This is a genomic window from Paramicrobacterium fandaimingii (genome assembly GCF_011751745.2).
In the GTDB taxonomy this organism is placed as follows: domain Bacteria; phylum Actinomycetota; class Actinomycetes; order Actinomycetales; family Microbacteriaceae; genus Paramicrobacterium; species Paramicrobacterium fandaimingii.
In genome coordinates this window covers 1,444,517-1,467,125 of sequence record NZ_CP061170.1, presented here as the reverse complement: position 1 = coordinate 1,467,125, position 22,609 = coordinate 1,444,517, and the positions used below count along the sequence as shown (strand labels likewise).

19 protein-coding genes and 2 tRNA genes are annotated in these 22,609 nt (G+C 62.2%); 4 read left to right on the top strand and 17 right to left on the bottom strand.

The genetic code is table 11. The features are described from left to right. Window position 1: 1 nt before the first annotated feature. The 4 genes from HCR84_RS07105 to HCR84_RS07090 all read right to left on the bottom strand — a co-directional run bounded on the left by HCR84_RS07105 (window position 2) and on the right by HCR84_RS07090 (window position 4,085). Entirely contained in the window at window positions 2–1,060 is a 1,059-nt protein-coding gene (locus tag HCR84_RS07105; protein WP_244972605.1) for an ABC transporter permease, read from the bottom strand. Window positions 1,061–1,178: 118 nt separating this feature from the next. Beyond that, window positions 1,179–2,810 carry an ABC transporter substrate-binding protein gene (locus HCR84_RS07100; RefSeq protein ID WP_166983842.1) on the bottom strand — a complete coding sequence of 544 codons (1,632 nt, stop codon included), beginning with the start codon at window positions 2,808–2,810 and terminating at the stop codon, window positions 1,179–1,181. A gap of 196 nt (window positions 2,811–3,006) precedes the next feature. Then, window positions 3,007–3,079: transfer RNA gene (locus tag HCR84_RS07095), tRNA-Glu, on the bottom strand. Window positions 3,080–3,179: 100 nt separating this feature from the next. Beyond that, window positions 3,180–4,085: a diacylglycerol/lipid kinase family protein gene (locus HCR84_RS07090; RefSeq protein WP_166983406.1), complete on the bottom strand. Its 906-nt coding sequence runs from the start codon at window positions 4,083–4,085 to the stop codon at window positions 3,180–3,182. Between the two features lie 60 nt (window positions 4,086–4,145). On the opposite strand from HCR84_RS07090, the gene HCR84_RS07085 reads away from it, so the two are divergent. Next, a complete protein-coding gene (locus HCR84_RS07085) occupies window positions 4,146–4,784 on the top strand; it encodes an MBL fold metallo-hydrolase (RefSeq protein WP_166983405.1) in 639 nt (212 codons plus the stop codon). Window positions 4,785–4,790: 6 nt separating this feature from the next. Here HCR84_RS07085 and HCR84_RS07080 read toward each other — a convergent pair whose 3' ends face one another. From HCR84_RS07080 to HCR84_RS07070, 3 genes are all read right to left on the bottom strand, one after another. Next, entirely contained in the window at window positions 4,791–5,273 is a 483-nt protein-coding gene (locus tag HCR84_RS07080) for a hemerythrin domain-containing protein (RefSeq protein ID WP_166983404.1), read from the bottom strand. A 73-nt stretch (window positions 5,274–5,346) separates the two neighbouring features. Then, window positions 5,347–6,111 carry a CPBP family intramembrane glutamic endopeptidase gene (locus tag HCR84_RS07075; RefSeq protein ID WP_166983403.1) on the bottom strand — a complete coding sequence of 255 codons (765 nt, stop codon included), beginning with the start codon at window positions 6,109–6,111 and terminating at the stop codon, window positions 5,347–5,349. Window positions 6,112–6,116: 5 nt separating this feature from the next. Beyond that, the gene (locus HCR84_RS07070) at window positions 6,117–6,746 is read right to left on the bottom strand and encodes a winged helix-turn-helix domain-containing protein (RefSeq protein ID WP_166983402.1); all 630 of its coding nucleotides are present in this window, start codon (window positions 6,744–6,746) and stop codon (window positions 6,117–6,119) included. A gap of 80 nt (window positions 6,747–6,826) precedes the next feature. Here HCR84_RS07070 and HCR84_RS07065 point away from each other — a divergent pair, with 80 nt between their 5' ends. Together HCR84_RS07065 and HCR84_RS07060 are read left to right on the top strand one after the other, a co-directional pair. Then, on the top strand, window positions 6,827–8,164 hold the full coding sequence (locus tag HCR84_RS07065) for an MFS transporter (protein ID WP_166983401.1): 1,338 nt from the start codon (window positions 6,827–6,829) through the stop codon (window positions 8,162–8,164). Window positions 8,165–8,495: 331 nt separating this feature from the next. Further along, entirely contained in the window at window positions 8,496–10,865 is a 2,370-nt protein-coding gene (locus tag HCR84_RS07060; protein WP_218043622.1) for a LuxR C-terminal-related transcriptional regulator, read from the top strand. Between the two features lie 27 nt (window positions 10,866–10,892). On the opposite strand, the gene HCR84_RS07055 is transcribed toward HCR84_RS07060, so the two are convergent. Beyond that, complete coding sequence (locus tag HCR84_RS07055; RefSeq protein ID WP_166983399.1) at window positions 10,893–12,989, bottom strand: DUF7927 domain-containing protein; 2,097 nt, start codon at window positions 12,987–12,989, stop codon at window positions 10,893–10,895. Window positions 12,990–13,277: 288 nt separating this feature from the next. On the opposite strand from HCR84_RS07055, the gene HCR84_RS07050 reads away from it, so the two are divergent. Continuing rightward, window positions 13,278–13,586 carry a hypothetical protein gene (locus HCR84_RS07050; protein WP_166983398.1) on the top strand — a complete coding sequence of 103 codons (309 nt, stop codon included), beginning with the start codon at window positions 13,278–13,280 and terminating at the stop codon, window positions 13,584–13,586. Between the two features lie 54 nt (window positions 13,587–13,640). Here the strand turns inward: HCR84_RS07050 and HCR84_RS07045 are convergent. The 9 genes from HCR84_RS07045 to mvk all read right to left on the bottom strand — a co-directional run bounded on the left by HCR84_RS07045 (window position 13,641) and on the right by mvk (window position 22,591). After that, window positions 13,641–13,712, bottom strand: a tRNA-Gln gene (locus HCR84_RS07045). An 81-nt stretch (window positions 13,713–13,793) separates the two neighbouring features. After that, on the bottom strand, window positions 13,794–14,720 hold the full coding sequence (locus tag HCR84_RS07040; RefSeq protein ID WP_235940823.1) for an NAD(P)/FAD-dependent oxidoreductase: 927 nt from the start codon (window positions 14,718–14,720) through the stop codon (window positions 13,794–13,796). Then, window positions 14,720–16,234, bottom strand: coding sequence for a glutamate--tRNA ligase (gltX, locus tag HCR84_RS07035; protein ID WP_166983396.1), 1,515 nt, complete (start codon window positions 16,232–16,234; stop codon window positions 14,720–14,722). Before gltX ends, HCR84_RS07040 begins: the two co-directional genes overlap by 1 nt. A 42-nt stretch (window positions 16,235–16,276) precedes the next feature. Further along, window positions 16,277–17,431: a hydroxymethylglutaryl-CoA synthase gene (locus tag HCR84_RS07030; RefSeq protein WP_166983395.1), complete on the bottom strand. Its 1,155-nt coding sequence runs from the start codon at window positions 17,429–17,431 to the stop codon at window positions 16,277–16,279. After that, complete coding sequence (locus HCR84_RS07025; RefSeq protein WP_166983394.1) at window positions 17,428–18,468, bottom strand: hydroxymethylglutaryl-CoA reductase; 1,041 nt, start codon at window positions 18,466–18,468, stop codon at window positions 17,428–17,430. Before HCR84_RS07025 ends, HCR84_RS07030 begins: the two co-directional genes overlap by 4 nt. Further along, window positions 18,465–19,550 carry a type 2 isopentenyl-diphosphate Delta-isomerase gene (gene fni / locus HCR84_RS07020; protein ID WP_166983393.1) on the bottom strand — a complete coding sequence of 362 codons (1,086 nt, stop codon included), beginning with the start codon at window positions 19,548–19,550 and terminating at the stop codon, window positions 18,465–18,467. The genes HCR84_RS07025 and fni overlap by 4 nt, the downstream gene beginning before the upstream one ends. After that, window positions 19,540–20,628: a phosphomevalonate kinase gene (locus HCR84_RS07015; RefSeq protein WP_166983392.1), complete on the bottom strand. Its 1,089-nt coding sequence runs from the start codon at window positions 20,626–20,628 to the stop codon at window positions 19,540–19,542. Before HCR84_RS07015 ends, fni begins: the two co-directional genes overlap by 11 nt. Then, window positions 20,625–21,602: a diphosphomevalonate decarboxylase gene (mvaD, locus tag HCR84_RS07010; protein WP_166983391.1), complete on the bottom strand. Its 978-nt coding sequence runs from the start codon at window positions 21,600–21,602 to the stop codon at window positions 20,625–20,627. The genes HCR84_RS07015 and mvaD overlap by 4 nt, the downstream gene beginning before the upstream one ends. After that, window positions 21,599–22,591 carry a mevalonate kinase gene (gene mvk / locus HCR84_RS07005; RefSeq protein WP_166983390.1) on the bottom strand — a complete coding sequence of 331 codons (993 nt, stop codon included), beginning with the start codon at window positions 22,589–22,591 and terminating at the stop codon, window positions 21,599–21,601. The genes mvaD and mvk overlap by 4 nt, the downstream gene beginning before the upstream one ends. Window positions 22,592–22,609 lie beyond the last annotated feature (18 nt).

Below are 22,609 nucleotides of genomic sequence, written 5' to 3'. Positions count from 1 at the left end.
GTCAGTACCTCACTCTCGGGTCGATGAGCGCCGCGACGATGTCGACGATGAAGTTGGTGATGGCAACGATAATGGCGAGAAGCACGACGATGCCTTGCACGGCGACGAAGTCGCGCGACTGAAGGTACTGCACGAGCATGAAGCCGAGGCCTTTCCACTCGAACGTGGTCTCCGTCAGCACAGCACCCGCGAGCATGAGAGCGATCTGCATGCCCATGACGGTGATGATGGGAATGAGCGCCGGACGATACGCGTGCTTGCGCACGAGTCGGAATTCGCTGACACCGCGTGAGCGGGCAGCATCCACATAGTCCTTGGTCAGGGTTCCGATCATGTTCGTGCGCACGAGCCTCAAGAACACGCCCGCCGTCAGAAGGCCGAGAGCGATAGCGGGAAGCGCGGCGTGGCTCAGAACATCGCCGATGGCATCGGGGTTTCCCAACCGGAACGCGTCAATCAGATGGATGCCAGTGGGATCGTCGAGAAGCTGAATATTGAGCTCGGTTCGCGTACTCGCTCGTCCGGAGACCGGGAGAATTCCCAAGCCGACGGAGAAGATCAGTTTGAGCAGCATTCCGGCGAAGAACACGGGCGTTGCGTAGAACAGGATCGCCAGAACGCGAAGTACGGCGTCAGATGCCTTGTCACGGCGATATGCGGCCCACATGCCCAGCGGGATGCCGACGATGAACGCCACGATCAGTCCGTAGATCGCCAGCTCGAGAGTTGCGGATCCATAGGTGAGAAGAATCTCTGTGACGGGGCGGTGATCGCTGATCGTCGTGCCGAAGTCGCCGCGGAAGAGTCCGCCGAGGTATTCGATGTACTGCACGAAGACGGGGCGGTCGTAGCCGGCATCGTGGATTCGCTCAGCGAGCTGATCGGGCGTGAGCCGCCCACCAAGGGCTGCAGTAATGGGGTCGCCCGTCGTGCGCATGAGAAAGAACACGAGCGTGACGAGAATGAAGATCGTCGGGATGATCAGGAGAAAGCGCACGATGATGTATCGAAGCAGACTCCCTCCCCCGCTCGATTTCGTGGAGGGAGCGACCTGCGCGATTGTGCCGCCGGGTTGTGCGCTGGGGGAAGTCAGCGTGCCACCTGCCTAACTGGGGACGATCGGGCGTGAGACCCGACGAGGGGCGGATGCTGGGCCAGCATCCGCCCCTCGAACGTGATTACTTGTGAATTGGTGCGTATCGGAACTTGAACGAGGCATCGAGGGTGATGCCCTCAACATCTGCGCCCGAGACCGCGATCTGCGCGCCCTGCAGGTAGGGCAGGGTGGGCAGTGTCTGAGCCGCGACATCCTGAATCTGCTCGATGAGCTTTGCTCGTGCATCAGGATCACTCTCAACCAGCTGCTGGTTGATGAGATCCTGAACCTCAGCGTTGTCGTAGTGGTTCAGCAGGAAGTTGTCCTTGCTGAAGAACGGCTGCAGGTAGTTCGCCGCGTCTGAGTAGTCAGGGAACCAACCCAGCTGGTACAGCGGGTACACGTCGGCCGTGCGATCCTTCGAGTACTGCACCCACTCCGTCGTCTGCAGGTCGACGCTGAAGAGGCCGTCGGCCTCGAGCTGCGACTTGATGAGCGCGTACTCGTCAGCCGATGAGGGGCCGTAGTGGTCGTTCGAGTACTGGATGCTGAGCTTCACAGGTGTCTCGATACCGGCGTCTTCAAGACGCTGCTTCGCCTTGTCGGCATCCGGGCCACCTTCGCCGTCGCCGTACAGGCCCTTGAGCGACTCGTTCGCGCCCGTCAGTCCCTCAGGAATGTAGGAGTACAGAGGCGTGTACGTGCCCTTGTATACCTGCTCGGCGATCTGCTCGCGGTCGATCGAATCGGCCATTGCCTGACGGACGGCGAGGGCCTTCGCTTCGTCTGCTCCGTCGGCCTTTGCGCCAAACGGCATCGTGTCGAAGTTGAACACGATGTAGCGAATCTCGCCACCGGGGCCGCTCGTCACCTTGACGTTGTCTTTGCCCTTGAGGTCTTCGACGTCTGTTGCCGAGAGGCTGCGGTAGGCAACATCGATGTCGCCTTCCTGAACGGCGAGCTTGAGGTTCGACGACTCCGAGTAGTACTTGACGTTGACTACCTCGTTCTCGGCAGCACCGAGAACACCCTGGTAGTCGGGGTTCGCCTTGTACTGAATCAGATTGTTGAAGTCATAGCTGTCGATTGAGTACTGCCCGGCGAATGCCTTGCCGTCGACGATGTCTTTGTCGGGGGTCAGCTCGTCTGCCGAGAACACATCTTCGTCAACGATCGGCCCGGCCGGACTCGACAGCACCTGCGGGAACGTCTGGTCGTTCGCGCTCTTCAGCGTGAAAACGACGGTGGTGTCATCGGGCGCCTCGACGCTCTCGAGATTGTTGAGAAGCGACGACGGCCCGTTCGGGTCTGCGATCTTTATCGTGCGATCGAAGCTGAACTTCACGTCTGAGGATGTGAGCTCGTTTCCATTGGCGAAGGTGAGACCGTCTTTGAGCGTGACGGTGTATTCCTTCGGCGAGGTGAACTCCGCGGACTTCGCGATGTCGGGTTCGACATCGGGGCTGCCGTATGGGGTGTTCATGAGGAAGGGGTAGATCTGGTTCATCACGGCGAACGAACCGTTGTCGTACGAGCCAGCAGGGTCGATGGTGGTGATCTTGTCGGTCGTGCCAATCACAATCGCGCCGCCATCACCCCCCGATCCGCCAGAATCGCCTGAACTGCCTGAACAGCCGGCGAGGGCGAGAGCGGCAACTGCAAGACCTGCAGTCGTCGTCACAACGCGCCGGGTTGTGGACTTTCCGGATGCCATTGTCGGTACATCCCTTTCTTGGTTGGGAGATACGCCGCCGGCATAGGTATGCCCAGCGACGTTGCTGTACTGCATGCACTCAGCATAATCCGGTCGTGGTCGGATGCGGGCACAAATGTTGAAAACGTTGCCAACGTGAGATGACAACAAAAAAGCCCTCCAAAACTGGTGACCTTGGAAGGCTTTTTCCCGGATGTGACCCCAGCGGGATTTGAACCCGCGTTACCGCCGTGAGAGGGCGACGTCCTAGGCCGCTAGACGATGGGGCCGGAAAACAACTCCATGAGTATGCCACGAAACGACCCCCGTCAACAAATCACGGGTGCGCCGGGCACAATTCCGGGCGTGTCGGGCATCCCACTGCCCCGACTACGCGAGCACACGCAGCGCCCGCGGGAGCATTCGGATGCCCGCGGGAAGCGTTCCCAGGTTCTCGCCGTCCGCATAGAGATCTATGCCTGTTCCGGTGAGAGAGAGCCTTTCCTCACGATGAATATGCACAACATCGAGCTTCGTGTGCGTCCCCGCGAACACCCGGGGAAAGAACATCAGCAGTGTACGCCGAGAGATCGGTTCGACGCGAACGACGTCGAAGAGTCCGTCGTCGATTTTCGCCTCCGGGGCGATCGCCATGCCGCCGCCGATGAAACGGTTGTTGGCGACCGAGACGAAGGCCGCCTCGAACTCACGCGTCGTTTCGCCGACCGTCATCGCCAGCTGCACCGGCCGCAGAGACGCGAGCTCCCGCAGCGTCGCAAGAACATAGCGAGTGCCGCCGCGCGGCCAGCGCATCGCGTTCGCCCTGGCGTTCACCCGGGCGTCGAACCCCACAGAGACGACGCCGCCAAACCGCCGCTCCCCCTGCGACGTCGTGACAACGCCCACGTCAATCTCCCGGATGCCGCCCGAACGCAGCGCGCGCACTATGCGCTGCGTTGCGGCATCCGGTCTCTGCCTCGTGATTCCCAGGCCTCTCGCGAGATCGTTTCCGGTTCCCGTCGGCACGATCGCGAGAGGAACGCCGCTGTCGGCAAGCGCATTGATGGCGAGGTTCACAAGCCCGTCGCCCCCAACCGCGACGAGCGCATCAGGGGCATCACGCACCGCCGCAACTGTTGCGTCGAACAGCTTGTCTGCGCTTGCCTCAATGAGCGTGGTCACCTCGACGCCCCGGTCGGCGAGCGCTTCGACAACACGCATTCCCTTCGCGGAATGAGCACCGAAGCTCGATGCCGGGTTGATCGCAACAGCGATGCGAGGGTGTTCACGAGTCACTCTTGGATTATGGCAGGAGATGCACTTGCGGGCGTTCTGTCCCGGCGAGAGACTGACACTATGAACCTCACAAAGCTCGAGCACGCGGCATTCGTCGTCACAGACGAGGGGTCACGGCTGATCGTCGATCCCGGTTCGTTCACGACGCCCATCACGGATGCCGCCGGAACTGTCGCCGTCGTGCTCACGCACGAGCACCCGGATCACTGGACGCCGGAGCAGCTCGAGCGTATCCGCTCCATCAACCCCGACGTACGCATCTTCGGCCCGGCCGGGGTTGCGGCTGCTGCAGAGGGCTTCCCCGTTGAGGTTGTCTCAGCAGGCGACGAGATCGAGGTGGCGCCGTTCCGACTGCGCTTCTTCGGCGGCACGCACGCGGTGATCCACCCGTCGATACCGCTCGTCGACAATGTGGGGGTGCTCATCAACGACGCCGTGTATTACGGGGGCGATTCATTCACTGTTCCCGAGGATGTCGACGTTGACATCATGGCCGTTCCGGCTGGGGCCCCTTGGCTGAAGATCAGCGAGGTGATGGATTTTGCCACGGAAGTCGCGCCGAGACGCAGCTTTCCCACCCACGAAATGGTGCTTTCTCGCATCGGCAAGAACATGTCGAATCAGCGCATAGCCGACGTTGTCGAGGCCGCCGGTGGCCAGCACTTTCCCCTCGAGCCAGGCGAGTCCCTCGAGATCTGACGGCGTCTAACCTTCGGTCGCGGTGGCGCGAACGCACGTCCAGCCTTCGGGCATGTCCCCGTGCTCGAGAAAGTTCCGGAGCTCATCGCTGGCCTCGGCAGAAAGCGTCGAATCGGCCTGCGTGTAGATGATGGGCTCTTCTTTGGAATTGTGCGCATCAAGCAGCGAGAGGAGCTCGCGGCACGCCTGAGCCATGCTCTCCGCATCGTCGGTGCCCGCAAGCGACTGACCGATGCTCTCCATGCGGTCCCACAGCGCACCGTGTTCACGCTCCATCACGAAAATGGGCATCGTCAGTCCAGACTCTTTCAACGGCGGAAAGAGAAACGTCTCTTCGAGATAGATGTGGCGTCGCAATCCGTGCATTGCGCGAATGAGAGGCAAGGGGTCTGACGCGCCTCGATCCAACTGCGCCGTATATGTCTCGATGCCGCCATCGATCTCGCGGTGTTCACGTTCCAAAGCGTGCTGCAACGTCAGCTCGGCCATCAGAACCTCCTTCACAGCACTCTGCGTGCTCCTTTCGATTGTGCACCGAGAAATCGTGAAGCGCTACGGCAGATCAGAGCACTCCCGCGATCATGAGGGCAGGAAAGACGATGGCCGGTGCACTTGTGAAGACATTCACGATCACATGCGCGATGATCACGGGCAGCAGTCGCCCCTGACGGCGCACGATGATCGCCGAGCAGGCACCCCAGAGCGTGAAGGCAACGACATACACAGCCATGGCGTCGACAGTTGGAGCGAAGAATGCGTGCTGAAGCCCGAAGGCGATGGAACTGACCGCGATGGCGGCGGCCGGCGACCACGAAGCACTCAGGCGTGATTGCGCATACCCCCGAAACACGATCTCCTCGGTCGGCGCGTTGAGCGGTGCGAACGTCACGAACGTGACGATGCCGAGAACCAGAGCCGCGGCCGAGGGAATGACCGCCGCGGCATCCGGGTTGTAGAACATCGTCTCGAAGGCGTCGAACGTCTCAGCGCCGTGCAGCACGAAGGCCGTACCCATGATGCCGATAATGAACGGAATGAACAGCACGACGAGCCACAGGATGCCCCAAGCAATGTCGCGGCCGAGGGCACCGTGACGGTAACCGACGAGTTCACGGATGCTCTGCCCCTCGGCCCTCAGCATGCGGGAAGCGATCACAAGGCAGATGACGTTCACAGGCAGAAGGCTGAGTGCGGCGATCATCGGATTCGGCGGAAACGAGAGCTCGCCCGAGAGCCGGGCGACAAGCGCCCAGGCGATGACGGTGACTCCCGCGACAAGCAGAAGTCGCGTGAGCAGCAAAGCGAAGGCGCGACGAGCAGATGACACAGCGCTCACACTGTATCGTCTGCACCGAGCACGTCGATTTCCCACACGTGAACGTTGGGAGAGTCGACATCGAACGTCTCGGCGGCCTCGGTCGCCATTCTGCTGATCGTCTCGAAGAACTTTTTGGCGGTCGCAGCGTCCATGGGAACATTCAGGTGCATCATCGTGGTGTGAAGGTCCTGCGTCGACTGCCCCGCCACGTAATCACGCCACCGATTACTCGAGCGCTTCACAAGATCAAAGTGATCCTCGATCATTGTCTGCACCAGCGCGCCCGCAAGCTCAATGTCTTCGGCACCATACTCCGGCGATCCGACGTTCAGACTCCCCCGCATCGGCGTCCAGACGCGATCGCGTTTGTCTCTCGCCTTCTCGGGAGCTTCCGAAATGAGCCCGGCGTTCGCGAGCACCCGCAGATGAAAGCTCACGGAATTCGCAGGAACGTTCAGCTCCTGCGCGAGGTCAGCCGCTCGGGCGTAGATGTGTTTTGACAGCGATCGCACCAGCTGCCGCCGTAACGGATGAGTCATTGCCTTGAGCATGGCACTCGTCATCGTGTGGGCGTCGTTGCTTACCAGATTTGATGACGTCTCGGCGCCGTCAGCAGCATCCTCGCCCTGCTCTTCTCGTGACATAACGTCAGCCTAGTCCGTTGTGCAGAAACTATTGCGCAATTACAGTTGCGCATCTTATCTTGCGCATCTATTCTCGAATCATGTTCAGCACTCACGCGACTGTCCGGCTATGGCGAGTCCGGCGATACCCCACCTGGTTCGTCAGCGACGCATCGAAAGAGCTTGCGGCATCGCTGCTGGACTTCGCTGTCCCCCTCATCGCGCTCATGGTGACCGACAGCCCAGCGCAGGCGGGCATCATCGGAGCCGTTGGAGTCATAACCGCACTCGTCTTCACGCTCGTCGGCGGAGTTCTCGCCGACCGGCACCGTCGCACCGGGCTCATGCTTCTCGGCGCGCTGATTGGCGTGGCACTCGCGGGCAGCTTCGCGGTGCTTGACGCCCTCTCCGCACTCACCTTCGGTGTGCTTCTCGTTCTGAACGTCGTCATAAACGCCCGCGATGGACTTTTCGACGTTGCCGGGGAAGCAGCGCTGAAAGAAGTGGTTCCCGACGAGGCGATGGGTCGCGCACAGGCAGCAAACCAAGGTCGTGGCGCCGCCATCCAACTTGCGGGCGGCCCTCTGGGAGGAGCTCTCCTCGCCGTCGGCGGCTGGCTCGTCGCCGTTGTCGCAGGAGCGGCGTACCTCCTGTCTGTTGTGACTGCGTGGATGCTCGGGCGCACCGAGCGGCGCGCGCCCGAGCGTGACCCATCAGACCAAACCCCGCGGCGAACCAACGTACTCGCCGAAGCGCGCGAAGGGTTCGCCTGGCTGTTGTCGCGAGTCGACCTTCGAGGAGTGCTGTGGGTATCAATGATCGTCAATCTCGGCTTCAATTCCGCGATGACAACGATCATCTACTCGCTGCAGCAATCGGGCCACTCCCCTCTTGTGATCGGCACGTTGGGTTCCGTCCTCGGGGCCGTCATGCTCACGGGCGCTTTCGCGGCACCGATACTTGTTCCGCGCATTCGCGGAGGAGTCATCGTCATTGGCAGCTTGATCATGGCAACCGTGGGAACGGCTATCTTGCCCGCAGTCCACACTGTGCCCGGCATTATGGCGATCATCGGCATCTCCGTATTCCTGATACCCGCGCTTAATTCCGCGCTCATGGGCTACTTCATGGTTGCCGTGCCGACAGAGCTGCTCGGGCGCGCCAACAGCGCCAGCCGCGTGCTCAGCATGGGGGCAATGCCCCTTGCCCCGCTGATCGCGGGGTTCGGTTTGGCGTTCGTCGGCCGAACGGGAACCCTCGTCGCGTGCGCGACCCTGACCGCGCTTGGCGTCATTCTTGCACTCTCCAACCGCGCTCTCAGATCGCTCCCCGCGGAGAGTGGTTGGGCGGCGCACGCGCAGAGCTTTGCACAGCCCCGCGACAGCGAGCGCTCCGCAGAGACATCGACGACACACCCGCTGGACGAGAAGCACACGTAACGCTCTGCCAATCGACACCCCCCGTCCGGGGGCCGCGGGCCTCACCGCACACCTACTAAGCTTTGAGCGCCCGCAGGGAGAACGCTTTCCTTTGCCCTTCTAGCCGCGCGAGAGGGTGGCGACGCTGCAGCCGATACGGAGTGAAGAACCGGGGACGTCCCGGCAAAGCGTCCTGCGAACTCGGCTGCTGCACTGGCTTGATAAAGACATTCCACTCGCGATTGTGCATGGACCAGCCGGAACCGGGAAGTCTGAGCTCCTCAAACAATGGGCCGCTCGTCAGTCTGATCGCCGCATCCTTTATTTCGCTGCGCCGCCCCCCTCGCACGAGTTGAGCGCGCTGATCCCGAGAGAACAGATCTCGAGCGGTGCCGGACGAGCTCCGCTTTCCGTCATTATCGACGATATTGACTCCGCTCTCCCCGCAGATCTCGAGTGCCTGCTCTTCACCGCGCTCAGGAGCGATTCGACAATGCGCATCATCGTCGCGGGGCGGGCCGCCGAGTCCCTCGAGAAGCGCGCACAGCACAATCACATTCGAACGACGATCCGCTTCGGTGACGATCTGCGGGCAACGACCACAGACGTAGCCGCAATGGCCGAGGCCAGGGGCCAGCCGGTCGATCACCGTCGCATCGGCGAGCTCGTGAATCTCACAAATGGTTGGCTCGAGCCCGTTCGCATGATTCTCGACGAGTCGTCCCCGAGCGAACTGAATCTGAGCACGGCAAAACGGTGGCTTGAGAATGTCGCGTTTGACAGCCTCAGTGACAACGACCTCGCTCTCCTCGAACGGTTATCGCTCCTGACGTCCATCACAGTGAATACGATGTTCATCGCAGCGAATGCGCTCCCGTCAGACGCGCCCCCAAGCGATCGGTTGGCGTTGCTGCACGAGCACGGACTCGTGATGCGCACAGGAACCACGAACTGGTCGCTCGTCCCCCTCGTGAAATCAGTCATCGGTGAGCGGATCAGCGCCATGTCCGCACCCGAGAACAGAGAGATGCACGCGAAAATCGCCGCCGGAGCTTACGCCTCTGGGCCACGCCGTTTCGCCCCTGAGGTTCTCCGCCACGCTCACCGCGGACATTCGTGGAAGCTCTTAGAGCAGTTCTGGAGCGACCACGGCGAAGCCGCTATCGAGCATCCGCACGAAGCGAGCGCTGCCTACTCAGCTGTTCCAGACGCTGTCGTGAATCATTCGACGACGCTCACGGTTGCCGCTGCTCTGACGGCAGACAGTTCTGCAGAAGCCACGATTCTCGAACGGCTCTCGCAATTCAGCGTTCAGCACCGCACCCTCCAAAACCGTCATTCCGTCCGATCAATCGATGAGTTCGTCGAAGCCGCCGTCATTCGGATTCTCCAACTCCGCCACGTCGGCCGGCTCACGGAGGCAGACACGCTCGGCGACCAAACACAGCACGATCTGCGAAGCCGCATGGCAGCGGGTTCTGGAGCGCCGACGGCCATCAATTCGGCTCTTCTTCTCATTCAGAATGCGGCAACTCGGATGCTGTCGCACAATGATCACGCAGCAGCCGCCGAGCTGGCGCGTCACGCGCTTGAATTCGCCAGATCCAGCAAACTCAGTTCGTTGGAAACGGAGATCCTCGGATACGTGGACGTTATCCGAGCAGCAAACGGCTGGCTCTCTCAGTCGCAACCAACCCCGATACCCAGCGGAACGAGTGTCTCGACCAAGTCGCATGCGGAACCGGCACGGCACAACGTCGCCTTGGCGATGTCGGCCGTTGACAGTCTCGATCGCGACTGGTCCGAAACCGCACTTGACAACGCTCACAGGCATTCCTCTGATCGCGAGATCTGGCCGTTAGCGGCCCTCGCCGAAAGTCGACACGCCCTGTTCTTCGAGACGTCAGATACTCTCGACGATCGATATCGGCACATGACGTGGTCGCATCCCTACGCAGGCGAAGAATCACGAACTGGCCGGATGATCTTGGAATGGTCCGGAGTGCTCGCTGACCTGCGGGCCGGTCGTTTGGAGCACGCAGCGCATCGAATATCAGAGTCGAGCGAGCACAGTGGCTGGCTTTCCGTGCTCATCGCGCGGCTTCACCTCTCGAGACGCGAGTACGAGTCCGTTCTGACGACAACGGACTCTGCCACGACCAGCGAAGATATGGGAAACCGCGAACGCGCACAGTTTCTGTTCATGAGTGCGGCCAGTTCACTCGCACTCGGAGACGAACAGAAAGCCGTTGCCCTGTTCCGCGGAGCTCGATCGATCGCAGACACTCATGGTCTGCGCTCCACGTATCTCGCCATCTCTCGTGATCATCGTGACGGTCTTCTGTCGCTCACCCATGATCGGCTTCCGCGCAACATCGCCGAGCGGCTTGACGACCTGCCCGACGCATTCCCTGAGCGGCCGTCACCTCCTGTGCTGTCTGCGCGAGAGACGCAGATGCTTCACGGCATCGCGACAGGTGCTTCGCACCGAGAGATCGCCAGCTCTCTGTACATCAGCCTGGCGACGGTGCGCAGTCATGTGCGCACGCTCTATGCGAAGCTCGATGTGCGTGACCGCGTCGCCGCTGTAAGTCGAGCACAAACCCAGGGTCTGCTGATTCAGGCCTCCGACGCGAGCATTCCCATCAGAGGCCTGATCCTGGACGACGAAGAACCTCGACGGCTTCTCGGGCGTCGATCCGGGGGATCGACGCCCGAGTAACCCGTGAGGTTTTCCCGACTACGGCCGTCAGACTTTCGACATCTGGCGACGACGACGGAAGACCAATACCGAAAGCCCTGCCAACAGAAGGAGCCCGGCACTTCCCGCAAGAATGCCCACCCCGGCAGCGCCGGTGAAAGCAAGCTCGTCGTCGGTACTGGTATTCGCCGCTGGAACGTCGACGATCGGATTGACCGTGCAATCCATCGGAGTACAGTCCGCGGGCGGGGTGACGCCGGAGGGCAGGAGCCAGTTCACTATCGAGTTATCGCCTGTGCGATTCGCATCCGACGTTACCGTCGCCTGGTAGGTCACCGTCACCGTGGCGCCGGGAGCGACAGCTCCCGTAACTGCGAATGAGCCGTCCGTGATCTCTGAGACCGTCAGACTGTCACTCGAAGAGACAGGTGCCGAGGTGATGTCTGCGTCGTCAAGCAGATCCGTCAGCGTGTCGACGTCATCAACAGTCGCCGGAGCGAGCCCGGAGTTCGTGTATGTGAGCGTGTAGGTGAGCACTTGTCCACCGGTCACGTCGCTTCCCGACTCGGGGTCAACGGTCTTGCCTGCTGCCAAGCCCGGCAATGGAGTGTTCGTCGTCGCGCATGTCGGTTCTTCGCCCTCGTTGGGTACGCACGCGTCGTTGACGATCGAATGATTGCCTGCACTCGTCACTGTCACGTCATACGTGATCGTTGCTGTTTCCCCCGCTCTCAACGGCCCGCTCCACGTGAGAGTGTCTCCCTCGAAGACTGGCGCGTCAGAAGCTGAGTCGTTGCTGAAGGCTACTGTCGCTGTGTCGTTCCATTCAGCGTCGTCAAGCACGTCACTCAGGTTGTCCGTGAGTTCAGCTGGATTGTCAACCGTGTAGTCTGCCGTTCCATCGTTCGTCACGGCGACGGTGAATGTGACGATGTCACCGGCGACCGCTGCTCCGTCAGCACTCGACGACTTTTCTACCGCGAGATGGGGTGATACGACGACAGTTGTCGCGGAATCTGTGTCGTTCGACGAGTTCGGGTCATCTTCGTTTGCGAGGACATTCGCCGTGTTCTCAAGAGTGGTGTCGAGCGCCGGAGCTGTACCGGTGAATGAGTACGAAACGCTCTCCTCGGCGTCAAGCGGGTCGCCGATGCACGACACGGCAAGCTCTTCAACGGTGCACAGCGACGCATTCGGTCCGGTCGCCTGCACGTTTGTCACACCTTCTGGCATTTCGTCAGTGAGTGTGAATCCCGATGACCACGACGTGCTGTGATTGGTCACTGTGACGTCCCAGGCAATCAGCCCTTCGTGCGACACACTCGGAGGTGCCGTCTTCACGACGCCAAGATCAGTGGGATCACCAATCGAATTTGCACCATCGTTTCCTCCGCTCGGGGGGCCTGGAACGACGGAGACGATGCTGAATTCAGGAGCGGCGCTCGATGGATTCTCTACGTGAACCTGTGTGATGTCGCCTGAGTTATTAGATGAGAAACCCAGATTGTTGTTTCCGTACGTCCATGCGCCGCCGAGGGCCCCCGCCACATCGAGTTCGGCCACGGGAAACATATCGAGAATGCCGGTCGACGGATCGACTCGAACGATGTAACCGCCGCCCTGCTGTCCTCCCCAGAGATAGCCGGCGTATGCGGTCCAGTCTGAGGCATCAGGAGCCAACTCCCCGACCGTGTCACCAGGTGTAAGGGGCTGCTCTTCCACCTCACCTGTTTCGACATTGACGATGTACATCATGTCCATGGTTGTCGAGGAGGTAATGAGCAGACGGTCGGCGAACTCTCCTTCACCAAATGCTCCGACATTGATCCCTGGAAGGGGCAGATCAAGGGAGTGTTGAGCCACCACGCCGTCATCGCCGATTCTGACCAGCCCGTTGTCCCCTCCGATTGCCCACAGGTAGCCGTCAGAGCTGCGAAACCCCATTGCATTGAACTTCAACCCCGACTCGTCTCCCAGTTGCTCGAAGGTCACCTCACCATCAGCCTGCACGCCCTGAGAGACGGTTGTAGGTCCCCCCTGCGAGATCCAGAATGCAGGAGTTTCCAATTCGAAAGGATCGGCCATCGCCGGTGTTGCGCTGAGCCCAACCCAACCCACGACAGCAAGTCCCGTTGTCGCCGCCATCGCTATCGTTCGCCGAAGAGAATGCTGCGATCTCGCCGAATCCTCTCGAGAATGCTTTCTGAAAAATGCCACGTTGCTCTTCCCCTATTATTCGCTGTCAGAAGCCCGCAATCACTCGCAGACGGGCGCCCAGGTGCATGTCAATACTGGCCGTCCAGAGGTCGACATCGGCAGGAGTTAGCGAACTTTCAACAGGGCTCTCATCACACGTTCATCAGCCCGGAATCGGTGGCGACCCGCCGTCGGCGATGAAACACCCGACCTTTCTCTCGACAGGACTCGGCACCAGTGTCACGATGGACACAGCCGGGAGCGGGAAAGCTTCGCCCGCGATGGCGGGGGGAGAACGACAATGCGCTCGCTACTCATTCAGAACTCGAGTGGAGCGAAGTGCTGGCACCCGCTTCTCACGCCACAGTCATCGATTCGACAGGTGACGTTCACGCGGGCGACGTCGGCAACGCGCCTGTCACACGCGTGTGGGTTGTGAGGGTCGCCGATGCCAAACGGGCCGACGAGCTTGGCCGCGAACTCGCTGAAGCGCTGGGAATGCGTATTGACGTGCGGGAGTGCCTGCCCTCGTCGCAGAAGCCGTAACGCAGCGCTCGGGCAACAAAAAATCCTCACGCGCACTGCGTGAGGATGTGATTGCTGGGGTACCTGGACTCGAACCAAGAATGGCGGTACCAGAAACCGCTGTGTTGCCAATTACACCATACCCCAAGGGTGTTCGACGTAGCCGAACCAAGAGATAACTTTAGCCGACGAAAGGGCAAGCGCCAAAACGCACGCACCCGGGCGTGTCTACGGTTCGCGCCTCCAGCGCGCTTCGTCGGCGACGATCGTCGCCGAGACCATTGCACCCTGACCGGCAGCGATGGCAATCTGCTGCGGCCCCGGAGGAGTAATATCACCGGCCACGTAGATGCCCTGCCGCGAGCTGCGACCTCGCTCGTCGACGACAAGCAACCCTGCTTCATCGGCGACGATCCCGAGCCCGTCGAGAAAGCCCAGTCGAGCATTCCAGCGAGGTCGGAGGAATCCCACTCGATAATCGAGTACCCGACCGTCGGCGAGTTCGATGCCCGTCATCACTCCACGCCCACCCTGAATCTCAGAGATCCGTGTTCGATCGACGCCGATTCCTGCGGCGTCGAGCTCGCTCTCTTCCGCATCGGTGATGACGCCCGAACCATTTGTGAGCACGAGAAGCTCGTTCGTCCACTGCAAAGCTCGGAACGCCTGCTCGGCGAGGTCATCGCTCTCGCCGATGAGCACGAGCGGAGCATCCTGCTTCTCCCACCCGTCGCACTCGAGGCAGCTGTGCAGGCAGGTTCCATAGAAGGCACGTGCGTTGCCGATGTCGGGAAGAATCTCGGCGAGGCCCGTCGCGACGACGACGCGCTTGGTATGCACATCGCGATCGGGGTCGCCCTTCACACCGCCGGCGATGACCCGGTAGCCGTCGGGAAGTGACGTCACCGCCTCCACCGTTGCGAACTGCACGTCACCGTTCTCGTACGATGACACGTCTTCTCGGCCGAGCCGACGCAGCTCGAGCGGCGAGATATTGTCGCGCGTCAGAAACCCGTGTGCAAACAGCGTCGCAGCGTGGCGAGGACGGTTCGCATCCAGCACAAGCACCCGCATGCGCGCCCGCACGAGATTGAGTGCGGCGGAAAGACCAGCGGGCCCTCCCCCAATGACGACGACATCGTAGTGCTGAGTCATCACTCCCCCAGGTGCGCCACCAAGCGCTCGAGACGAGCGAGCGAATCGGTCTTTCCGAGAATCTCCATGGACTCGAACAAGGGAGGCGACACGCGACGGCCGGACACCGCGACACGCAGCGGGCCGTAGGCGATGCGCGGCTTCAGCTCGAGTCTCTCAACGAGAGCATCGGCGAGCACCTGCTGCAGAGCCTCGGCGCTCCAGTCGTCGCTGACGCGCAGAACGTCGAGCGCCGCCGTGAGCACCTCTGTCGCATTCTTCGGCAGCGACTTCAGGGCGTCGGGCTGAAACTCGATCGCGGCAGCGTCAGTGAAGAGAAAGCCGAGCATTCCCGGTGCATCCCCGAGCAGGCTCATGCGGGTCTGCACGAGCGGTGCCGCCTGCGCTAGAATCTCGCGTTGGCGGTCGCTGAGCGGCTCGGTGAGAATGCCTGCCTCGACAAGGTACGGAACACAGCGTGCTGCGAAGTCGTCGACCTGCAGCATCCGAATGTGGTCGCCGTTGATCGATTCAGCCTTCTTGAGGTCGAAGCGGGCGGGGTTGGGGTTCACATCTGTGATGTCGAATCGCTCAACCATCTCGTCGAGTGTGAAGACGTCGCGATCGGCAGAGTATCCCCAGCCAAGCAGCGCCAGATAGTTGTCGAGCCCCTCGGGAACGAAGCCGCGGTCTCGGTGGTGAAAGAGGTTTGACTCGGGGTTGCGCTTGGAGAGCTTCTTGTTGCCCTCACCCAGCACGGTGGGGAGGTGCCCGAAACGGGGAACGAACGTCGTCAGCCCGACGTCGATCAGCGCGCGGTACAGCGCAATCTGACGCGGCGTCGAGGGCAGAAGGTCTTCGCCGCGCAACACGTGCGTCACGCCCATGAGAGCGTCGTCCACCGGGTTCACGAACGTGTAGAGCGGCTTGCCGTTAGGGCGCACAACAACGAAGTCAATGAACGATCCGGCCGGGAACGTGATGTCTCCACGCACGAGATCGGTGAACGAGAGATCTTCGTCTGGCACCCGCAGACGCAGCGCCGGTTGGCGCCCCTCGGCGCGGAAAGCCGCCTTCTGCTCGTCAATGAGATCGCGGTCGACATTATCGTAGCCGTGCTCGGCCGGACGGCCAGCCGCGACATTGCGCGCCGCGATCTCCTCCGCCGTCGAAAAGCTCTCGTAGAGATGGCCGGATGCCGTGAGCTTCTCGATCACACCAGCATAGAGATCGGAGCGCTGCGACTGACGGTACGGCCCGTTTGGCCCGCCGACGTCAATGCCTTCGTCCCAGTCGATGTTCAGCCAGCGCAGTCCCTCGAGAATCTGCGCATAGCTCTCTTCGCTGTCTCTCGCGGCATCCGTGTCTTCGATGCGGAAGACGAGCTTTCCGCCCGTATGGCGGGCGTATGCCCAGTTGAACAGGGCTGTGCGAATGAGGCCGACATGCGGGGTGCCGGTGGGCGACGGGCAGAAACGCACACGTACGTCTGTGCCGGTGGCCGGGGAGAATGGGTATGAGGCTGCGAGTGACATCGTTTCGATCTTAGTCGAGCCCGATCGGTTCGGGCGCCGTCGTCAGCGCGCCTCGTACAGACGCTTGTGCTGCTCGACGCCCGCAAAGCGCACATCACCGTGTGTTTCGTCTGCGGTCTCGAAGTCGCCGACGCGATCGTAGGCAATGTGGCGGTGGCGGTATTCGTCGTAGCCGATGGGTCGGCGGGCTGCGAGCATGCTCTGCAGCTCCTCTGTGCGGAGCTGGCTCTTGTACCCGGGCACGAGCACTCCGCCGAAGAACTCACCGACAGCACCGGAGCCATAGCTGAAGAACCCGATGCGCTCCCCCGAGAGATCCGGGCCGTTGTCGAGGAGCGAGAGAAAAGCGAGATAGATGGATGCTGTATAGCTGTTGCCGATGCGCGCGTTGTACTCGACGGTGTCGGCAAGCCGATCGATGTCGGCGCTTTCGCCGTCGGGATCGGCGATGTGGGCAAGCCGCTGCTGCCCCTTCACCGCCATGCGTGTGAACGGCTGGTGGTAGCACACCCGCGCAAAGCTCGAGAATTCAGCGCCGCCGTGTGCGCGATAGTCATTCCACGCCCCTTCGAGTGATTCGAGGTACACCTGCACGGAATACCGGCCGTCGACAAGCGCCGTACTGCGATCGTTCGGGCGCCAGAAGTCCCAGACGTCGTCCGTCCAGACGCCGGAGACGGGCTCGACCTCGAGCACCGCCGGGTCGTCAGAGACCAGCATGGCCACGGCACCGGCGCCCTGAGTGGCCTCGCCACTCGAGTTGAGCTCGTACCGCGCAACATCGCTCGCGATCACAAGAACCCGCTCGTCTGGGCGTCGTGAGACGATTCCGAGGGCAAATTGAATTGCGGCTGTCGCCGAATAGCAGGCTTCCTTCACCTCGACGACCCGAACGGTGCGCGGAAGCCTGAGGAGGCGATGCAGAAAGACGGATGCCGCCTTCGACTGATCGATGCCCGATTCCGTTGCGAAGATGACGGTGCGAAGACCCTCGGTGCCATGCCTTTCGATGATGGGCGCGGCAGCACGAGCGGCCATCGTCACGATGTCTTCGTCTTCTGCCGTGAGGCTCATCTCGGTCTGGCCGATGCCACGGTGGTATTTGGCCACGTCAATGCCTTCGTGCTCTGCCAGATCTGCAAGCGCGAAGACGAGGCTGCCCGTTGCAGCCGAGATGTCGTGGATACCGGTGGTCATCGGTCGGTCCTTTCGAACTGAAGGTGGGCGGCCATGAGCTCGCCCGGGTTTGTCTGTGCGGCCATGAGCGACAGTTCTCCGCAGAGCACCGTCGCCGCGCACAGCGCGGCGAGCCGACGGGCGTTCTCGCCCGGCTCACGCTGCTCTGAGCATCCGAGTCGTCTGAGGTTCTCGGTGACGACATCGAGCCCTTTTCCATTTCCGACCGAGCCGACGATGAGGTTCGGAATCGTGCACGAGAAGTACAGGTCGTCGCCACGTACCTCGGCGTGTGTGAAACCCTGCGAGCCCTCGACGATGTTCGCGGCATCCTGGCCGGTTGCGAGGTAGAAGCCGAGCAGCATGTTCGCGTAGTGCGCGTTTGCCGAGCGCAGACTGCCAGCGATCGCGCCGCCGATGAGGTTTTTTCGAACGTTGAGCTGCGCCATCTTCTCGGCACTCGTGCGCAGGCGACGGCGGAGGATCTCCTCGGGAATGACGATCTCGGTCACAACGTTTTTGCCGCGCCCCAGAATGCCGTTCACGGCGGAGGCCTTCTTGTCTGTGCAGTAGTTTCCCGAGATCGAGCTGTAGCGAAGCGAGGTCTCTGACTGCAGAATGTGCGCCATGAGCTTGTCTGACGCCAATGTGACCATGTTGTGGCCCGCCGCGTCGCCTGTTGTGAATTCGAAGCGGAGAAACAGCAGGTTTCCCACGATCTGGTGGTGCACGTCAATCAGAGTGGCGAAGCGACTCGTCTCGCTGACAACGGCCTGAAGAGCCGCAACATCGGCCTCGATGCGGCGTGCAGCGGCGAGCGCCGCCGCCGCGTCGTCTGCCTCGAAAATGACCGAACGCGCCATGCGCTCATCGATCAATGTCGCCTGAATTCCGCCATCGACCATCGTCGACACGTGCGCTCCGCGGCGCACAGACGGCCACAGCGTGGTTTCGTACGTGGCCAGCGGAACTTCCTGCTCACCCGTCATCACGTTTCCGCTGACTCTCACGGGGCCGAGCCACCGCATCGGCACGGGAGCGAACATGGTATCCGTCATGAGCGGGGGCCTCCTCGGTTCTCGCTGCGCCGCGCGTACCGTGTCGTGTCGATACCTCGAGCGTCGCAGAAGTCGCGAACGTCTCCGCTGATCACGACGTCCGTTTCGGCAAGCCCCGACACCGACGTCTGCCCGAGCAGCGCGATGATTGAGCGAATCTGGTCGGTCCAACGCGTGATCTCCCCGATGAGAGCATCGACGCCCTCGTCTTTGAGCACCCGCAGAAAGCTGCCGGCGACGCCCACCGCCCGAGCACCGAGCGCCAGCGCCCGAACCGCGTCAAGCGGGGTGCGAACGCCGCCTGAGGCGAGAAGCGAGACGTTCGCTTCAGCCGCAGCATCCCGCGAATCAAGCAGGCCGACGATCGCCGATTGTCCCCAGCCAGAGAGGATGCTGAAGTCCGCCCCGGTGCGACGCGCGTTCTCGATCGCGGCGAAATCGGTGCCGCCACGGCCGCTGACGTCGACGATGCCGACGCCCAGCCCGGCGAGCTGCGCGACGGTGCCACCGCTCATACCGAAGCCGACCTCTTTGACGATGACGGGCACGTCGAGGGCGTCGGCAATTCGGGCGATGTTCTCGGGCCAATGCGAGAACGCACGATCACCCTCGGGCATCACGAGCTCTTGAACGCTGTTGATGTGAATCTGGAGCGCGTCGGCGCGCATGATGTCGACGGCGGCGCGTGCGTTGTCGACGCTCGCATTGGCACTCAGGTTCGCAAACACCGTGCCGTTGGGGTTCTCATCCCTGATCGCGCGGAACCCCTCGGTTGTCGACGAGTCTTTGAAGACGGGGCTCATCGACCCGGAGGCGATGGCCACGCCGGTCTCTTTCGCGACGATGCCGAGGTCTCGATTGATGAGCGCCGTTGATTCGCTTCCCCCGGTCATGCCGTTGATGTAAAGAGGAAGCGGGAGCGCGAGCGGCCCGATGCGCGTCGCCAGCGACACCGCATCAATGTCTGAAGCGCCGAGTGCGTGGTGCACGAAGCGCACGTCGTCGAATTCGTTGAGGCGGGCTCGACCCCGATTCTGCTCTGTGGCCAGACGCACATGATCGTCTTTGCGATCACCGCTCATCGAGTCCCCCTTCCGATGGATGGACCGCCAATGCGAGATGACGGATGTCACTCCGCTCCCATTCTCTCAGCAGACCTGAGATGTCGGCGTCGTGCTCTGCGAAGACCACACCGCAGTCTCCGCCGCCGGCTCCCGAAGATTTCGCGGCGGCGCCGATCGCCTCAGCTGTGTCGCTCAGCCTCGTCAACGCCGGAGTCTCGATGCCCAATCTGGCGGCACGATCCAGCTGAGACAAGGTGCGACGTGCACCCCTGATCGCATTCTTGACCCCAACTGCATCGTCGTCATCGAGCGCGCCGATGAGCGCGTCGACGTAGTGGCGGCTGTGCTCCAGAAAGTCAGAGTAGCGAATCTCCTCGACCCACCGCCGATCACGCAGATCGTCGACGAGGCGCGACGTCGACGCGGGCTCCCCCGTCCATCCGACAAGCAGCTGAAGATCGCTTGGCGGAGTGAGCTGCCGCACGCTGAAGCCGTCCCAATCGGCGCGGAGAGCGCCCGAGACCCCGTGCGCTTCACGGAGGCCAAGCGCGTACTCACGATCCGGAGCCGAATAGGCGATCCAGCCTCCGAACGTGCTCGCGGCAAGGTCACCGCCTGACGCGTGCGGAGAAACGGCTATCGTCGCGAGCATCGCAAGCTTGTAGCGCTCCCTTCGCGTCAAGTTCAGTTCGTAGAACGTGTTAAGCGCGCCGATCGTGGCGACCGTGACTGCCGCGCTTGAGCCGAGGCCGAACTTGCGCCCGCTGACATCGTCGAGTTCGCTCGACACCGACAGATCATAGAAGCGCGGGGTGATTCCCTGCTCGGCGACGTACTGCTCAACGGCCTCAATCGACGAGAGAATGTAGTCGACGGGTCGCATGTCGTGGTCGAGAACGATTCCGCGTGCATCCCGATACCAGACGAGCGGCTGACGCCCATACTGCTCGGAGTGGATGCTTCCCTTCCCGACGCTGGGGGTGAGGTCGACGCGAACGAACCTATCGACGGCGACAAGCACAGACGGGTTTCCTGCTTCGACGACGGCGTACTCTCCAGCGATGAAGAGTTTGCCCGGAGCTCTAACCGTGATCATGCGCCCTTCCCGGTGACGATATGCGAACCCGGTCCAGCGTGCGCCACGACGTATTCCGCATCGGGAATGGTCGCGGTCAGTGCATCGACGACATGCGAGGCCTGATCCGAACGGCACAACACCTTCACGTTGGGCCCCGCGTCGGCGGTGGCATAGGCGTCGATGCCGGCAGAGCGGAGCGTCACGACGGCATCGAACAGGGCGAGGCTTGCCGCGCTGAGGTAACGCACCGGTGGAACCGCGCCAAACATGCTGGCGTGCATGCGCAGAGCACTCTGCTCCGTGAGTTCCCCCACTGTCGCGAAGTCGCCCGCGGCGACGGCGTCGGACATCTGATCGAGCAGCGCCGCGCTCGACGTCACCCACGCAGAAAAGTAGGGCGACGTTTCGACAGTGCGCCGCATTGCCGTGCGACTCGACACGGCCTTGCGCTGCGAGCTGACGATCCCGACGACCATGGCGAGAGGGGGCCCGTTCCACGAAAGCGGCTCCGCATAGGAGCTTTCGTCGTCGATACCGGCGTTCCACCTGGCCACACCAGGAAAGACAGAGCGGCACGCAGAGCCTGATCCCCGGCGAGCGATTCGCGACAGCATCCGATCATCGGCGTCGAGGCCGAAGGCGTCTGCCGCGGCGGTCGCCAGCGCGGCAAACGCCGCAGCCGATGAGGCAAGCCCCGCCGCCGTCGGGACAGTGTTGGAGCTCTCAACGCGCGCGTGCCCTGTTCGGCCGCTCAGTTCTCGAATGCGATCGAGCACGGTGCGCACGCGGTTCGACTCGTCACCAGTGAGAAGAACGCCGTCAAGGCGCACGGCATCCGCACCCTCATCGCTGAGCGTGACCGATGTCGTGGTGGGAAACACGTCGAGGGTCAGAGAAAGGCTTCCCGTTGCGGGAATGATCAGCGCGTCATTTCGCTTGCCCCAGTACTTCGCCAGCGCGATGTTCGGGTGAGCTGTTGCCGTGCTCGTCACGTCGTCTCCTCCCTGCCCGTCACTGGTCTGCCTGTCACTGGTCTGCCTGTCACTGGCCAGACCCCGTGTGCGCCCGCCGCGGTGAGCGCAGCCGCAAGCTCGGGAACGGCCTCAGCGGTCGGAGCGAGTGCGATGACGCATCCGCCTTGGCCGCCTCCCGTCAGTTTGGCACCGAGAGCACCCGCGTGGCGAGCAGCTGAGACGAGAGAGTCCAGTTCGGGACTGCTGACGCCAAGGTCAGCGAGGATGCCGTGGCAGTCGTTCATGCTGTCGCCAAGGCTCGCGAGATCGCCCGAGCGCAGGTCATCTTCTGCTCGAGTGACCCGCGCGGCAATCTCATCGAGTGCCGCGTCGACACCGCGTATGTCGCGTTCTCGTCGTGCCCGCACGCTCGCGACGGCGGCACCGGTGTGGCCTCGGATTCCGGTGTCGGCGACGACGAGCGGCGGGAGCGCGTCGACAGCCACGGGACGGGCCTGTCCACGCTCGAACAGTATTGGTCCGGGCGCCATTGTCGCGTGCGCATCGAGCCCGCTTGGCGTTCCATGTGCAATGCGCTCAACGAACTGCACGAGTTCAAATCGTTCGGCATTCGACAGGTGTACGCCGTCGAGCGCTGCGACGGCGACGGCAATGGCGCTGGCGACAGCAGCGCTTGACCCAAGCCCGCGCGCTGCGGGAATCGAGCCGGTGACGGTGACGTCAACGCCGTGGTGCGGCTTCCTCAGATAATCGAGGGTGTGCCGAAGCGCCGCTTCGGCCAAATGAACTTCACGCGGAGCCGTGCCATCGTCATCGCTCGCCACCGAACCCCGATGGTAGGGGGTGTCAAGCGAGAGCCCGCTCGTAGTCGTGCGGGCGTGAGCCGTGAGCGTCAGTGATGCCAGAGGAAAGGCGATCGCTGGCCTGCCGTAGACGACCGCGTGCTCCCCAAGCAGGATCGTCTTGGCATGGGCGGATCCTTCCGCCCTGCGCTCGGGTTCGTGCATGTACTCTCTCGTCTTGAT